This window comes from Mycobacterium sp. SMC-4, from assembly GCF_025263265.1.
GTDB lineage: Bacteria > Actinomycetota > Actinomycetes > Mycobacteriales > Mycobacteriaceae > Mycobacterium.
This window is the reverse complement of record NZ_CP079869.1, coordinates 3,489,316-3,503,844: the sequence shown is the minus strand read 5'-3', so window position 1 is coordinate 3,503,844 and position 14,529 is coordinate 3,489,316. Positions and strand designations below refer to the sequence as shown.

At 68.2% G+C, this 14,529-nt stretch carries 16 protein-coding genes; 10 read left to right on the top strand and 6 right to left on the bottom strand.

What is annotated here, in order from left to right; genetic code table 11:
- Positions 1 to 840 carry a DegV family protein gene (locus tag KXD98_RS16560; RefSeq protein WP_260759456.1) on the top strand — a complete coding sequence of 280 codons (840 nt, stop codon included), beginning with the start codon at positions 1 to 3 and terminating at the stop codon, positions 838 to 840.
- A complete protein-coding gene (locus tag KXD98_RS16555) occupies positions 837 to 1,646 on the top strand; it encodes an SDR family NAD(P)-dependent oxidoreductase (RefSeq protein WP_260759454.1) in 810 nt (269 codons plus the stop codon). Before KXD98_RS16560 ends, KXD98_RS16555 begins: the two co-directional genes overlap by 4 nt.
- Position 1,647: 1 nt before the next feature.
- Here KXD98_RS16555 and KXD98_RS16550 read toward each other — a convergent pair whose 3' ends face one another.
- From KXD98_RS16550 to KXD98_RS16540, 3 genes are read right to left on the bottom strand one after another with little or no spacing between them, the layout of a single operon-like run.
- Entirely contained in the window at positions 1,648 to 2,613 is a 966-nt protein-coding gene (locus KXD98_RS16550) for an acyl-CoA dehydrogenase family protein (protein WP_260765248.1), read from the bottom strand.
- Positions 2,614 to 2,642: 29 nt separating this feature from the next.
- Positions 2,643 to 3,788, bottom strand: a complete 1,146-nt coding sequence (locus KXD98_RS16545) for an acyl-CoA dehydrogenase family protein (protein WP_260759453.1) — start codon at positions 3,786 to 3,788, stop codon at positions 2,643 to 2,645.
- The gene (locus KXD98_RS16540) at positions 3,789 to 4,427 is read right to left on the bottom strand and encodes a hypothetical protein (RefSeq protein WP_260759452.1); all 639 of its coding nucleotides are present in this window, start codon (positions 4,425 to 4,427) and stop codon (positions 3,789 to 3,791) included.
- A 114-nt stretch (positions 4,428 to 4,541) separates the two neighbouring features.
- Between KXD98_RS16540 and KXD98_RS16535 the strand changes: the two genes are divergently transcribed.
- Genes KXD98_RS16535 through holA form a run of 3 tightly spaced genes read left to right on the top strand, consistent with a single transcriptional unit; the run spans position 4,542 to position 7,770 of the window.
- Positions 4,542 to 5,348: a ComEA family DNA-binding protein gene (locus KXD98_RS16535; protein WP_260759451.1), complete on the top strand. Its 807-nt coding sequence runs from the start codon at positions 4,542 to 4,544 to the stop codon at positions 5,346 to 5,348.
- Positions 5,349 to 5,353: 5 nt separating this feature from the next.
- Positions 5,354 to 6,814 carry a ComEC/Rec2 family competence protein gene (locus tag KXD98_RS16530; RefSeq protein ID WP_260759450.1) on the top strand — a complete coding sequence of 487 codons (1,461 nt, stop codon included), beginning with the start codon at positions 5,354 to 5,356 and terminating at the stop codon, positions 6,812 to 6,814.
- Between the two features lie 14 nt (positions 6,815 to 6,828).
- Entirely contained in the window at positions 6,829 to 7,770 is a 942-nt protein-coding gene (gene holA, locus KXD98_RS16525) for a DNA polymerase III subunit delta (RefSeq protein WP_260765245.1), read from the top strand.
- A gap of 5 nt (positions 7,771 to 7,775) precedes the next feature.
- On the opposite strand, the gene rpsT is transcribed toward holA, so the two are convergent.
- Positions 7,776 to 8,036: a 30S ribosomal protein S20 gene (gene rpsT / locus KXD98_RS16520; protein WP_260759449.1), complete on the bottom strand. Its 261-nt coding sequence runs from the start codon at positions 8,034 to 8,036 to the stop codon at positions 7,776 to 7,778.
- Between the two features lie 314 nt (positions 8,037 to 8,350).
- Here rpsT and KXD98_RS16515 point away from each other — a divergent pair, with 314 nt between their 5' ends.
- Genes KXD98_RS16515 through KXD98_RS16505 form a run of 3 tightly spaced genes read left to right on the top strand, consistent with a single transcriptional unit; the run spans position 8,351 to position 11,684 of the window.
- Positions 8,351 to 9,859 (top strand): circularly permuted type 2 ATP-grasp protein, encoded by a 1,509-nt coding sequence (locus KXD98_RS16515; protein ID WP_396883217.1) that lies wholly within the window; start codon positions 8,351 to 8,353, stop codon positions 9,857 to 9,859.
- 9 nt (positions 9,860 to 9,868) lie between these two features.
- Positions 9,869 to 10,843 carry an alpha-E domain-containing protein gene (locus KXD98_RS16510; protein WP_260759447.1) on the top strand — a complete coding sequence of 325 codons (975 nt, stop codon included), beginning with the start codon at positions 9,869 to 9,871 and terminating at the stop codon, positions 10,841 to 10,843.
- 1 nt (position 10,844) lies between these two features.
- Positions 10,845 to 11,684: a transglutaminase family protein gene (locus tag KXD98_RS16505; RefSeq protein ID WP_260759446.1), complete on the top strand. Its 840-nt coding sequence runs from the start codon at positions 10,845 to 10,847 to the stop codon at positions 11,682 to 11,684.
- Here KXD98_RS16505 and KXD98_RS16500 read toward each other — a convergent pair.
- Positions 11,668 to 12,528 (bottom strand): ribonuclease Z, encoded by an 861-nt coding sequence (locus KXD98_RS16500; RefSeq protein ID WP_260759445.1) that lies wholly within the window; start codon positions 12,526 to 12,528, stop codon positions 11,668 to 11,670. The genes KXD98_RS16505 and KXD98_RS16500 overlap by 17 nt on opposite strands.
- A 144-nt stretch (positions 12,529 to 12,672) precedes the next feature.
- On the opposite strand from KXD98_RS16500, the gene KXD98_RS16495 reads away from it, so the two are divergent.
- On the top strand, positions 12,673 to 13,101 hold the full coding sequence (locus KXD98_RS16495) for a CBS domain-containing protein (RefSeq protein WP_260759444.1): 429 nt from the start codon (positions 12,673 to 12,675) through the stop codon (positions 13,099 to 13,101).
- A gap of 30 nt (positions 13,102 to 13,131) precedes the next feature.
- A complete protein-coding gene (locus KXD98_RS16490) occupies positions 13,132 to 13,737 on the top strand; it encodes a GNAT family N-acetyltransferase (RefSeq protein ID WP_260759443.1) in 606 nt (201 codons plus the stop codon).
- Positions 13,738 to 13,896: 159 nt separating this feature from the next.
- On the opposite strand, the gene KXD98_RS16485 is transcribed toward KXD98_RS16490, so the two are convergent.
- Positions 13,897 to 14,511 carry a type II toxin-antitoxin system PemK/MazF family toxin gene (locus KXD98_RS16485; protein WP_260759442.1) on the bottom strand — a complete coding sequence of 205 codons (615 nt, stop codon included), beginning with the start codon at positions 14,509 to 14,511 and terminating at the stop codon, positions 13,897 to 13,899.
- Between the last annotated feature and the right edge of the window lie 18 nt (positions 14,512 to 14,529).

Below are 14,529 nucleotides of genomic sequence, written 5' to 3'. Positions count from 1 at the left end.
ATGTCCGTCATAGTGGTCAGCGATTCGTCGTCGCGTCTGTCTGCCGAGCAGCGCGCGCAATGGGGCATCCTGGAGGTGCCGCTGCACGTCCTGATCGACGGTACGGATCTGCGTGACGGTTGCGACGACATCCCGTTCGACGTGCACGACCGTCCCAAAGTCACCACAGCCGGTGCCACCCCGGCTGATCTGTCCGACGTCTATCGACAAGCCCTGGCCGACAGCAACGGGGACGGCGTTGTTGCCGTGCATATTTCGGCCGCATTGTCGGGGACCTACAGCGCGGCGGTGATGGCTGCGCGGGAGTTCGGGCCCTCGGTTCGAGTGGTCAATTCGCGCTCGGCGGCCATGGGGGTGGGCTTGATCGCTGTAGAGGCGGCCCGCACCGCCCGAGCCGAGGTCGACCTCGATGCCGTCGAGGCGGCGGCCCGCAAGGCGGTCAACCACACCCACGTCTTCTTGGTGGTGCACCGTCTCGACAATCTGCGCCGCAGCGGCCGCTTGCGCACCGCGGCGTCCTGGCTGGGCACAGCCCTGTCGCTCAAACCACTGTTGATGTTGGACGTCGACGGCCGGCTGGTACTCGATCAGCGGATCCGCACCGTCAACAAGGCGCACGCCGCCATGGTGGAACGCGTCGTCGAGGTGGTCGGCGAGAGCTCAGCCGAGGTCGTGGTTCACCACGTGGACAACCACGACGGCGCCGATGAACTCGGCGCCACCCTGACACAACGTCTCCCGCAGATCTCTGCGCTGACGGTCACCGACATGGGTCCGCTGTTGTCGGTGCATGTCGGCTCCGGCGCAGTTGGTGTCGCCGTCCGGGTGGATGCGCCGTGACCGGCCAGGATGCACCGGTCGCCGTCGTCACCGGCGCCAGCCGGGGCGCGGGCCAAGGCATCGCCGTTGCCCTGGCCGCCCGCGGTTGGCGGGTGTATGGCACCGGTCGAACCATCGCCGACCGCCCGCACTGGGGCACCGGCCTCACCGTCGACCACCGAGACGACGATGCGGTGGGTCGGGTCTTCGAGCGAGTGCACAATGCGTGCGGCCGGCTGGATCTGCTGGTCAACAACGCCGCGGCGATATCTGATCATCTGGTCGATCGGAAGCCGTTCTGGCGCAAGCCTCGCGAGCTGGCCGATGTCCTCGATGTCGGGCTGCGGTCCTCCTACGTTGCGGCGTGGCACGCCGCGCCGCTGCTGGCCCAGCGCGAGCGCGCGCTGATGGTGTTCACATCTTCGCCGGGCTCGGTGTGTTACATGCACGGGCCTGCCTATGGCGCGCAGAAAGCCGGTGTCGACAAGATGGTCGCCGACATGGCCGTGGACTTCGGCGAGACCACTGTTTCGGTGGTGTCACTGTGGCTGGGCATTCTGCTGACCGAGCGGTTGCGGGCGGCTTTCGGTGAAAACACCCAGGCGCTGAGCGATTTCAGCGCCCAGGCCGAGACACCGGAATTTGCCGGGCATGTCATCGATGCGCTGTACCGCGACCCTGCCGTGCGCGACCTCAGTGGGTACACCCTGATCACCGCCGAATTGGCCGAGCGTTACGGCATCACCGACGAGGGCGGACGCCGACCGCCGTCACATCGCGACATGCTGGGCGCCCCTCGCGAACCCAGTTCCGTCGTGGTGCGCTGACTCAGGGGCAGATTGTCTGCCAAAGGCTCCCAGCGCCGGCGTCGACGGCCAATCGGGTCAGCTGCTCGTCGAAATCGCGCACCGTCCCGAACTCCGAACGCCACGCCAGAGCCGCACGGGTGAACTCGTGCAGCCGATGCTCCTTGGTGGTGCCGATGGCGCCGTGTACCTGATGGGCATGCCGTACCACCACCGACGCCGCATGTCCGGCGCACGACCGTGCGACCGCTACCAAGAAGTCCAGGTTCGGCGCCGCCCAGTCACTGGCCACGCCGGTCGCGATCGCCGCGTCGGTGGCCGATCGGGCCAGCGCGGCCTCGGAAGCCATGTCGGCGATGAGATGTTGCACCACCTGGAATTTCGCCAGCGGTCGGCCGAACTGCTCCCGGGACGTGGCGTGCGTGATCGAGGACTCCAGGGCGCAGTCCAGGGCGGCGCACACCTGAACCGCGCGGACCAGGGCGGCTTTGTTTCGCAGCTGCGCTACCAATGCGGCGGAGATGCCGACCTCGGGCGCATCTTGGTGCGCGGCCACGGTGTCGCGGGGCTCGCCGATCATGTTGACCCCGGGCGTGATCGAGAGCTCGGCGACGTCGCGATCGGCCACGGTGAACCCGTCACCGTGTGCAGTGACAGTGACCACCCGTCGCGCCCGAGATGCCCACGGCACGGCCCGAGCCCGGCCGTCGGCGTCGAGCACGCACACCGTCCGCATCACACCGTCATAGCCGGTGACACCGGCGGCATCGAGCAGCCAGCACGCCAGGAGATCATGCTCGGCCAACGGAAGGCGCACACCGTTGTGCACCGCCGCCGACATCAGTGCGGCGGCTTCGCGCCATCCGGCGCCGCTGCCGCTGGAGGTTTCCGCGCCGGTGAGGCGGACCAGGCCTAGGTCGGCGAGCCGGTTCCACAGATCGGCGGGGTCGCTGTTGCGTCCATGCTGGCGCAGAACGGCATCCATCATGTCGACCAGCGCGGGGTCGACCTCGTCGCTCACCGCAGCCCCAATCCGCGCGCGATCACGCCGCGCAGCACCTCGTTGGTTCCACCTCGTAACGTGAATCCCGGCCGCTGATCTAGTGCAGCACAGGCGGTGTCGAGGTACTCGTCACCGTCGTCGGCGTCTGCGCCCAGGTGGGCGAATTCGGCGATGTCACCTTCGGTCGAGGTGCCCAGTACTTTCACCACGGCTGCGGGGATGTCGGCGAGTTCGTCGCGTTGCAGCGCTTCGGCTACCGCGCAGGACATCTGGTGCAGACCCGCGATGCGGGCCACCAACCGGCCGAGGTCGGTGTGCGCAGGTGTACGCCGCTGAGCGGCCCGCGCGGCACACGCGTCGAGTAGGACGAACGTCGACAGCAACCGTTCTGGCCCACTGCGCTCGAACGCCAACTCGGAGGTGACCTGGCGCCAGCCGTCGCCGATCTCACCGAACACCATGTCGTCAGGGACGAACGCACCGTCGAGGATCACCTCGTTGAAATGGTGCGCGCCGTTCATCGACTCGATCGGACGGATCTGCACGCCGGGTCCGCGCAGGTCGACGATGAACTGGCTCAGCCCGGCGTGCCGGTGGGCCGGATCGGGCGGGGCGGTACGTGCCAGGGCGATGAAGGCATGGGCCCGATGCGCGCCCGAGGTCCACACCTTGGTGCCGGTGAGCGCCCATCCACCCTCGACCCGCTCGGCACGGGTGCGCACACTGGCCAGATCCGACCCGGAATCCGGTTCACTCATTCCGATTCCGAAGAAACACCGGCCGGCCACGATCGCCGGGAGGAACCGCGATTTCTGCTGCTCGGTGCCGTACTTGAGCAGCGACGGCACGATCTGGCGGTCGGCGATCCAGTGCGCCGCGACCGGTGCACCCGCCGCCAGCAGCTCCTCGGTGACGACGAAGCGTTCCAGGAATGAGCGTCCGTGACCGCCGTATTCGGGCGGCACCGTCATTCCCAGCCAGCCCCGGGCCGCCAACGCCGCAGTGAACTCCTCATCCCACCCGGTCAACCAGGCGTCCACGGCGGGTTGGAAGACACCCGCGGCGAGCTGCGCGGCCAGGAACCCACGGACCTCGCGGCGCAACACGCCGGCGCTCGACGGTTCGATGCCTGAGCGAGGTACCAGACGGGGCAAGGTCATTCAATCTCCTACCGGTTCCTCGGACGCGGTGTCGTCCTGCTGGCCGACTGTGTCGGGCAGCTGCCCAACGGCGATGCCGAGTGCGGCGAAGAACGCCGCCGACAGGGTCGCGCCCAGATAGATGTTCATCGGCCCGCCGGGGGAGATGAAGCTGCCGGGCGGGCCGATGATGGTGATGGTTTCGATGAGCTGCTCCACGACGAACACCGCGGCACCGATACCGAGCCAGCGCGGCAGCCGACCGGCGTTGGCTTCCAACAGAATCGGGATGGCGACCAGGATGTGGGCGATGGTGGCGGTGGGCAGCCACAGCGAGCCGATGTCGTCGAGGGTGGCCGCGGTGCCGTCGGTAACCTGGCCTGGCCGGATCGCCGGGCCGGCGCTCAACCAGGTCCCGATGCACAGCTGTGCGAGCAACAGGATCGATCCGATCGTGAACAGGTGGGCCGGCGGGCCGGTCAGCCGGTCGCGAACCGCAGCGGCCAGCAAGCCCAGGGCCAGTGCCGCGAAGGCCAACAGCAGCGCGCGCGCTCGCACCGCTGCGGGTTCGCTGCCCGCGACAGCAGGCAGGATCAGCACGGCCGTGGTGTAGAGCACCGCGAACGCGACACCAGCGATCGTCGGGGCTCGTCGGTTCATCTTGAGAAGCCATCGTAGTCACGGCTGTCCCCAACACGGCATCCATCCACAGGGTGCGCGTCTGGTGGCCCGAGGTCAGCCGAAACGTCCTTCGCCCGTCCTAGCGTCGGCATCATGTCCACCGAACTGCCGACCGAGCGGCTGCACCGGCGGCTCGGTACCGATGCCGAGGGCGGGGTCACCGACGCTGAGGAGCCATCGGAACGGTCGTTGTCGCGCTGGTTGCCCGACCAGGCACCGTCGACACCGGCGGCCTGGCTGGCCAAGATGCGGGCCGATCCAGGTCGCGCCGGGGTGCTGGGCCTGAGCGCGGTGGCCGTGGTGGCGATCCTGGTCACCGTGCTGACCCTGATCGGCGATCAGCCGCCGGCGGTGGTGTCGGCCAAGCTGCCGCCGGTGGAGATGGTGGCCTCGACCTCGGCGGGGTCCCCTGCTCCCGGGCCGGCCGAACCGGTCGTCGTCAGCGTCGTCGGTCTGGTGCACAAGCCCGGTCTGGTCACGCTGTCGCCCGGTGCACGCATCGCCGACGCCCTGGAGGCAGCGGGTGGTGCGGTCGACGGTGCCGACGTCCTCGGTTTGAACATGGCTCGTCGCGTCGCCGACGGCGAACAGATCGTGGTCGGTATCGAGACGCCACCCGGTCAGCCTGCGCAGATGGGCAGCTCGGTGGTGGCGGACCCCTCGGCGCAGCCGGGGCCCACATCGACACAGACGAGCTCCGGTGCGGGCGGTGTGGTGGACCTCAACACGGCCACTGTCGAACAGCTCGACGCGCTGCCCGGCATCGGGCCGGTGACAGCGGCGGCCATCGTGGCCTGGCGGGACGCCAACGGCCGATTCGAGAGCGTCGACCAACTCAAAGACGTCGATGGTATCGGGGCGGGGCGGCTGGAGAAGCTCCGTGACCGCGTCCGGGTCTGACGGCGGTGGATCTGCGCCTGGTCCCGGCTGCACTGACCAGCTGGATAGTCACCGCTGCGGGCATCACGTGGGCGGGTACGGGGGCCTGGGGCGCGGTGGCCGCAGCTCCCGCCGCGACGGCCGTGACGGGCTGGTGGGCGGTGCGGCACCGAACGCCGCCAGATCGAGGGCGCTGGCTGAGCAGCGTGGTCGCCGTGGCGGTCGTCGGCGGCGGATTCGCGATCGCGGTGACGCTGCGCGACGACGCGGCACGGCACCACCCGATCGCCGCCGACACCGGCTCGTCGGTGTCGGTGGTTGTCGCCCCGTCGGAGACACCGCGCGTGCTCACCGGGGGCCGCACCATGTTCCGCGGTGTGCTGCACCGACTCGACGGCGTGCCGTCGTCGGGGCGGGTGCTGGTATTTGCCTCCGGTGCTGACTACGGGCACCTGCAGCCGGGACAGCCCGCCGCGTTCCGGGCGGTGGTGAGCGCACCCAAACGGCGCGACCTGACCGTGGCGGTGCTGGCGGCCAAGGGCCGGCCGGCGCCGGGCGATGCGGCCCCGGTGATGCAGGTCGCGCACGCGGTGCGCACCGCCTTCACCGACTCCGCGCGTTCGGTGCTGCCGGCCGACCAGGCCGCGATGTTGCCCGCACTGGTGCTCGGTGACACCTCCACGGTGTCGGCTGCGACCACCGCGCAGTTTCGGGCCGCCGGCCTGACCCATCTGACTGCGGTGTCAGGGGCCAACGTGACCATCGTGTGCGGCGCGGTGCTGCTCTCGGCGGCGGTGCTCGGCCCGCGCGCAGCGGTGGGTCTGGCCGCGGTCAGCCTGTTGGGCTTCGTCATCGTCGTGCAGCCCTCGGCGAGCGTGCTGCGCGCGGCGGTGATGGGCGCGATCACCCTGCTGGCGGTGCTGTCGCATCGACGGCGCCAGGCGCTGCCGGCGTTGGCTGCCACCGTGATCGTGCTGATGGTGGGCGCACCCGAACTGGCCGTCGATGTCGGCTTCGCGTTGTCGGCCTCGGCCACCGCGGCGCTGGTGCTGATCGCCCCGGTATGGACACGACGCCTGACCGACCGTGGTTGGCCGCAGCCCCTGGCCGCGGCAGTCAGCGTCGCGCTGGCCGCACAATTGGTCACCGCTCCGCTGGTGGCCGGCATCTCGGGTTCGGTCAGCCTGGTCGCTGTACTCGCCAATCTGGCTGCGGCACCGGTCATTCCGCCGATCACCGTGCTCGGCACGGCGGCTGCGGCGATGTGCCCGCTGTGGCCGGCCGGTGCCGAGCTGCTGATCCGGTTCACCGGACCTGAGGTGTGGTGGCTGCTCGCAGTGGCGCGCTGGTCTTCGGCTCTGCCCGCCGCGTCGGTGCCGGTTCCTTCGGGTGTTGCCGGGGTGGTGTGCGTCGCGACGACGGCCGCGATCGCGGCGGCGGGCTGGCATTGGGTCGTGTCGGGCCGCCGTGACAACATCATGGCGTGACTGAACTGGCGGGACTGCACCTGGTTCTCGGTGATGAGGAACTGTTGGTCGAACGTGCCGTCGGCGCGATCCTGCGGCAGGCGCGCACCGTCGCCGGCACCGCCGATGTCCCGGTCGACCGGCTGCGCGCCGGTGAAGTCAGCGTTAGCGAGCTCGCCGAGCTACTCAGTCCTTCGCTGTTCGCCGACGAGCGCGTGGTGGTGCTGGAGTCGGCCGCCGAAGCCGGCAAGGACGCCGTCGCCCTCATCGAGAACGCCGCCGCCGACCTGCCCGAGGGCACCGTACTGGTGGTGGTGCACTCCGGCGGCGGCCGAGCCAAAGCACTGGCCGACAAGCTTCAGAAGCTCGGCGCGCAGGTTCACCCGTGCGCGCGCATCACCAAACCCGGCGAGCGCGCCGATTTCGTCCGTCGGGAGTTCAAGGCGTTGCGCATCAAGGCTGACGACAGCACCGTCACCGCCGTGCTCGACGCGGTCGGGTCCGACATCCGCGAGTTGGCCGCTGCCTGCTCTCAGCTGGTCGCCGACACCGGCGGACACGTCGACGCCGCAGCCGTGCGCCGCTATCACTCCGGAAAAGCCGAGGTCAAGGGATTCGACATCGCGGACAAAGCGGTGGTGGGAGATGTGGCGGGGGCCGCCGAGGCGCTGCGCTGGGCGATGATGGCCGGCGAACCGCATGTGGTGCTGGCCGACGCGCTGGCCGAGGCCGTGCACACCATCGCCCGCGTGGGTCCGATGTCCGGCAACCACTTCCAGGTCGCCAGCGAGCTGGGCATGCCGCCGTGGCGGGTGCAGAAGTCGCAAAAGCAGGCCCGGCGCTGGTCGCGGGACTCGGTAGCGGAGGCGATGCGGCTGGTAGCCGCGTTGAATGCCGATGTCAAAGGCGCCGCAGCCGATGCCGACTACGCCTTGGAGAAGGCCGTGCGAAAGGTCGCGTCGCTGGTCAGCGACTGACCCGATCAGATCTTGTTGAGCGCCCTGGCCAGTGCCGACTTGCGGTTGGCGGCCTGGTTCTTGTGGATGACGCCCTTACTGGCCGCCTGGTCGAGCTTGCGGCTGGTGGCGGCGTACAACTCGCCGGCCTTGTCCTTGTCGCCGGCCTCGACCGCTTCGCGGAACCCACGGACCGCCGTGTGAAGCGACGACTTCACCGACTTGTTGCGCAGTCTGCGGCGCTCGTTGGTGCGGTTCCGCTTCTCCTGCGACTTGATGTTGGCCACGCGTGTATTCCTTCGCAAATCTCGACTGGGTTACTGGAGTCTGTGGGCGCCCGTCCGGGGGCAGCGACTGTTCAGGGTAGCAGCGAGCGGGTAAATGTCCCAAAGCAGCGTCGCTGGCCTGCCGAAACAGCAGATGTGATGCAGCATGGCAGGCGGGTGCTCGCGCACCGCAAGCACTCAGCACAGAGTTAGGGGGCACGTTGCCGACCGAGACCGTACGGACCTCACGCAACACCGTCAAAGCCGCCAAGCGCCACGACGGCGTCTTCGGGGGTTACAACGCCGTGGGCAATTACGCCGAGGCCTTCGACGAGATGTTCGACGCCCAACGCAACGTGCGCGGCCCCTACAAGGGCATCCATAAAGAACTTGCCCCGTCGGACGCGTCCGAGCTGGCCGCCCGCGCCGAGGCGCTGGGCCGGGCGTTCACCGACCAGGGAATCACGTTCTCGCTGTCGGGTCAGGAACGGCCCTTCCCGCTCGACCTGGTGCCCCGCGTCATCTCCGCAGCGGAGTGGACCCGGCTGGAACGCGGCATCCGTCAGCGGGTGCAGGCACTGGAGATGTACCTCGACGACATCTACGGCGAGCAGGAGATTTTGCGTGACGGCATCATCCCGCGCCGGCTGGTCACCTCGTGCGAACACTTCCACCGGGAGGCGGTCGGCATCGTTCCGCCCAACGGAGTGCGTATCCACGTCGCCGGTATCGACCTGATCCGCGACGAGCAGGGCAACTTCCGCGTCCTGGAGGACAACCTGCGCTCGCCGTCAGGGGTCTCCTACGTCATGGAGAACCGACGCACGATGGCGCGGGTTTTTCCGAATCTGTTCGCCACCCACCGGGTGCGGGCCGTCGGTGACTATTCGGCGCACCTGCTGCGTGCGCTGCGCAATGCCGCGGCCAACAACGTCGCCGACCCGACCGTGGTGGTGTTGACACCGGGGGTGTACAACTCCGCGTATTTCGAGCATTCGCTGCTGGCCCGGCAGATGGGTGTGGAGCTGGTGGAGGGCCGCGACCTGTTCTGCCGGGACAACACCGTCTACATGCGCACCACCGAGGGTGAGCGCCAGGTCGACGTGATCTACCGGCGGATCGACGACGACTTCCTGGATCCGATGCAGTTCAAGCCAGACTCGGTGCTCGGCGTCGCGGGCGTCCTCAACGCGGCCCGCGCAGGCAATGTGGTGATCTCCAGCGCGGTCGGCAACGGTGTCGGCGACGACAAGCTCGTCTACACCTACGTTCCGACGATCATCGAGTACTACCTGGGGGAAAAGCCCCTGTTGGCCAATGTGGACACCTTCCGCTGCTGGCTCGACGACGAGCGCGAGGAAGTCCTCGACCGGGTCGGGGAACTGGTCATCAAACCGGTGGAGGGTTCGGGCGGCTACGGCATCGTGTTCGGCCCCGACGCTTCGGACAAGGAACTGGCCACGATCACCAAGAAGATCATCGCCGACCCGCGAGGTTGGATCGCCCAGCCGGTGATGCAGTTGTCGACCGTGCCGACCCAGATCGGCGACCAACTGGCGCCCCGGCACGTCGACCTGCGCCCGTTCGCGGTCAACGACGGAGACGAGGTGTGGGTGCTGCCCGGCGGTCTGACCCGGGTGGCGCTGCCCGAAGGTTCGCTGGTGGTCAACTCCAGTCAGGGGGGAGGGTCCAAAGACACCTGGGTGCTGGCGTCGCGCACGTCGGCGGCTGACCGCGAGCTGGGTGCGGCAGAGGTGGTGCGTTCGCTGCCCAAAGCTGCCGCCAGCAAGGTCCGGTCCGACGGCGGGCCGGACAACAGCCAGCAGCAACAGCAGCAGCAATAGGAGTCAGCCATGTTGGCCAGGAATGCCGAATCGCTGTACTGGATCGGACGTTACGTCGAGCGCGCCGATGACACCGCCAGAATCCTCGACGTCACCGTCCATCAGCTGCTCGAGGACTCCAGCGTCGATCCGGACTGGGCATCGCGCACGTTGCTGCGGGTGCTGGGCATCGAGCCGCCCGACGAAGCGCTCGACGTGTGGTCGTTGACCGACATCGTCGCGTTCAGCCGCGAGACCTACGGTGGCTGCTCGATCGTCGAGGCTATTTCCGCTGCCCGCGAGAATGCCCGGGGTGCAAGGGAAGTCACCTCCACTGAGATCTGGGAGTGCCTGAACAGCACCTACAACGCGCTACCCGAACGGGAACGCGCGGCCAAGCGCTTCGGGCCGCACGAGTTCTTGGCTTACGTCGAGGGCCGTGCCGCGATGTTCGCCGGGTTGGCCGACTCCACCCTGTCTCGTGACGACGGCTACCGCTTCATGGTGCTCGGGCGGGCGCTGGAACGGGTGGACATGACGGTGCGTCTGCTGCTGTCGCGGGTCGGGGACAGCGGGTCCTCACCGACCTGGGTGACGCTGTTGCGCTCCGCCGGCGCCCATGACACCTACCTGCGCACCTACCGTGGCGCGCTCGACGCCGGCCGAGTCGTGGAGTTCATGCTGCTGGATCGCTTGTTCCCACGCTCGATCTTCTACTCGCTCAAGCTCGCCGAACACAGCCTCGACGAACTGCTCAAGCGCCCGCACGGACGCCTCGGCGCCACCGCCGAAGCCCAGCGGCTGCTCGGCCGGGCCCGAAGTGAGCTGGAGTTCCTGCAACCCGGTGCGGTCGTCGATTCCCTCGAGACCCGGCTGGCAGGCTTGCAGCAGACCTGCTTTGAGGTCGGAGAAGCATTGGCGGTGCAGTATTTTCACTCCGCGCCGTGGGTGGCCTGGACCGATGCAGGACACAACTCGCTGGTTATCGAAGAAGGGGAGATCTGACATGTGGCGAATGCGGGTGGTGCACTCGACGGGTTACGCCTACAAGTCGCCGGTCACCGCGTCGTTCAACGAAGCCCGGTTGACGCCCCGATCGGACTCTCGGCAGAACGTCATCCTCAACCGGGTCGAGACGGTGCCGGCGACCCGGTCCTACCGCTACGTCGACTACTGGGGCACCGCGGTGACCGCCTTCGATCTGCACGCTCCGCACACCGAACTCGAGGTCACTGCGTCCTCAGTGGTCGAAACCGACAAAACCGAGGAACCCAAAGCCAAGGTCACCTGGTCTGACCTGGCCACCGAAGCGGCGGTGGACAGGTTCGATGAGGTGCTCGCCCCGACGCACTATGTGCCGGCGAGCAAACGCATCCAACGGGTGGGCCGGCGCATCGCCAAGTACCACGAACCGGTCGAGGCGGTCATCGAGGCGGCGCGCTGGGTGCAGGCCGAACTGGAGTATGTGCCGGGCACCACCGGTGTGCACACCTCGGGAGTCGAGGCGCTGCGGGAGGGTAAGGGAGTGTGTCAGGACTTCGCCCATCTGACGCTGATGTTGTTGCGCGGCATGGGTATTCCGTCGCGCTACGTCTCCGGGTACCTGCACCCAAGCCGCGATGCCGAGCTCGGTGAGACGGTCGACGGCCAGAGCCATGCCTGGATCCAGGCCTGGACGGGCGAGTGGTGGCACTACGACCCGACCAACGACGCCGAGATCAACGAGCAGTACATCAGTGTCGGCGTGGGACGCGACTATGCCGATGTCACACCGCTCAAAGGCATCTACTCCGGGGAGGGATCCACCGATCTCGACGTCATCGTGGAGGTCACGCGGCTGGCCTAGCGCCTACCCCCGGGTGGACCTGCACGCAGTGCAGGTCGTCGCCGATCTCGATCTGGCGCTCGAACACCGTCGCCGCCAACGCGCGCCAGTCCTCCTCTTGGCCGGGCTGTATCGAGGGCACGTAGTGCGTGAGGATCAGGATGCCGACACCGGCGCGGGCTGCGGTGCTGGCGGCCTGCTCCACCGACGAGTGATAACCGCAGATGTCGCGGAAACGTTGCATCGGTAGCGCTTCGATCAGGTCCTCCCGGACCACTGTGTGTACGAGCGCACCCGCGCCGGCGGCCAGTTCGTCCAGCGTCGGGCACGGCACGGTGTCACCGGCGAGCACCACCGATGCACCGCCGTGTTCGATGCGGAACCCGATCGTCGGGGTCACCGGGCGGTGATCGGTGGGTCCCACCCGGATCTGCACTCCGTCGCGACCCCACACCACTCCGTCGGAGACCTCTTCGATCTCGACCTGCGGGGGCGCCGTCAGGTCGTCGTGGTGGGCAATGCGGTACCCGATGTCGAAGCGCATCGCCGCCAGCGTGCTCTGGACGACCTCGGCGATTCCCGGCGGGCCGATGATCGGCAGTGGCGGCAGATTCGGATCGAAGTTCGACACCCAGCGGGTGATCAGCACGTCGGCCAGATCGGTGATGTGGTCGCTGTGCAGGTGGGTGATCAGCAAGGCGCTGAGATTGTTGGCGCCCACACCGACCGCCGCGGCCCGCTGCAAGACCCCGCGCCCGCAATCCACCAGGAAGATCTGCTCGCCGGCGCGCACGAGAGTGGACGGTCCGGCCCGGCGCGCGTCGGGGATCGGGCTGCCGGTTCCGAGGAGGGTCACTTCGATCATGGCGTCACATATACCGCGAACGCCGCGATGCAGGGTGAAATTGACGCAGCCAGAGGGTTGACGCAGCCAAACGTTGGCGCGGGCACGGTCGGCGAACTAGCCTGGTGGTAATCCGGTGTGAGCCAAGTCACCAGGAGGATGCCGATGCGGATCGCCGATGTGCTGCGCAGCAAGGGTCACACGGTCGCGACCATCACCCCGGAGACCTCGGTCGCCGGCCTGCTCACCGAGCTGAGCGTGCACAACATCGGTGCCATGGTCGTGGTGTCACCCGACGGCGTGCTTGGCATCGTGTCCGAGCGCGACGTGGTGCGCAAGCTCCATGAGGTCGGCGCTGAGCTGCTGCGCCGGCCGGTGTCGGAGATCATGACCGCGCTGGTGGCGACGTGTTCACCGGACGATCCGGTGGACAATTTGGCCGCGCTGATGACCACCAACCGTGTTCGTCACGTCCCGGTGATGGTCAGTGACCGGCTTGCCGGCATCGTCAGCATCGGCGATGTGGTCAAAACCCGAATGGAAGAGCTCGAACACGAACACCAGCAGCTGCAGGCCTACATCACCCAGGGCTGAGCGTGTCGGTCCGCGCGTAGTCTGCGCGGAATGACGATCGATGTCGCGCCCGCCCGCCGCGCCGATGTGAAGCCGCTGTCACGGGTGCTGGGCACCGCCTTCTTCGACGACCCGCTGATGGTCTGGATGATCCCTGACAGTGCGCGTCGGGCGCGGGCGCTGCCGCGGATCTTCGCCGCGATGACCCGACACCATTTCCTGGCCGGCCAGGCGGTCGAGGTCGCCAGACGCGACGGCGATCTGGGTGCGGCGGCGCTGTGGGACCCGCCGGGTCGGTGGAAGCAGACCCGGCGCGAGGAGCTGCGGATGATGCCGGCGTTCCTGCTGGCGATGGGTCGGCACAGCGGTCGCGGTCAGGCGATGGCCGAGCTGATGAAATCCCAGCACCCCGAGGAACCGCATTGGTATCTGGCCGTCATCGGCAGCGACCCGGCGGTCCGCGGCGCAGGGTTCGGCAAAGCACTGATGGAGTCCCGGCTGGACCGCTGCGATGCCGAGGGCGCCCCCGCCTACTTGGAGTCGACCAAGGAATCCAACATCGGGTACTACCTGCGGTTCGGCTTCGAGGTGACCGGGGAGATCAGGATGCCCGACGGCGGGCCGGCGATCTGGCCGATGTGGCGACAGCCACGATGAGACAGATGTGGCGACAGCCACGATGAGACAGATGTGGCGAACGCCGCGGTGAGGCCGAGGCGGCGGCAGCCACGGTCACTCGGCCGAGCAGACGCTGAGTCCCCCCGTTCGGTGCGTTTCAGGGGTTTTTGGTGTCTGCTCGCGCAGGGAGGGTGATGCTCAGCTCCAGGAGTAGTCGGCGCGCAAGCGCGCGGCAACCACGTCGAACACCTCGCGGGCCAGGATCGCGCCCTCGCGTCGAATGCCCTCTTCTGGGACGTCGAGCACCCGATCCAGTCGCACCCAGCTGGGTCGGCCCTCATGATCCCAGCTGCCGGTGCCGATGCCGACCCAGTTCGGATCGTCGCCGTGGTGTTCTCGGCTCGACAGCATCAGACCCAGCAGAATCTGGCGGTCACGGCCGACGACGAGCACCGGCCGGTCCTTGCCCTGACTCGGGTCGTCCTCGTAGACCACCCAGGTCCAGACGACCTCGCCCGGGTCGGCGCGTCCGTCGAGGTCGGGGGAGTACGCGACCCGGCGAGCGCGATGGGCGGTCGGGACGAAGGTGCGCGACACCGGCCGGCCCGCCGGCAGCGCAGGGGTGGCCGCGGTGGGTTGGCCGGCGGCCAGGACGTCGCGGCCGAGACGGATGCCCTGGGCGATGCCTCGCTGCAGCGTTTCGGACTGCTGCAGCTGACGGACCAGTTTGGGGGCCTCGTTGAACACGAGGTTCTCGGTGTTCTTGAGCAGGAAGCGCTGGAACGACCTGAAGTAGCCCGATGATGGCGCCATACCCGCCAAGCATAAGGG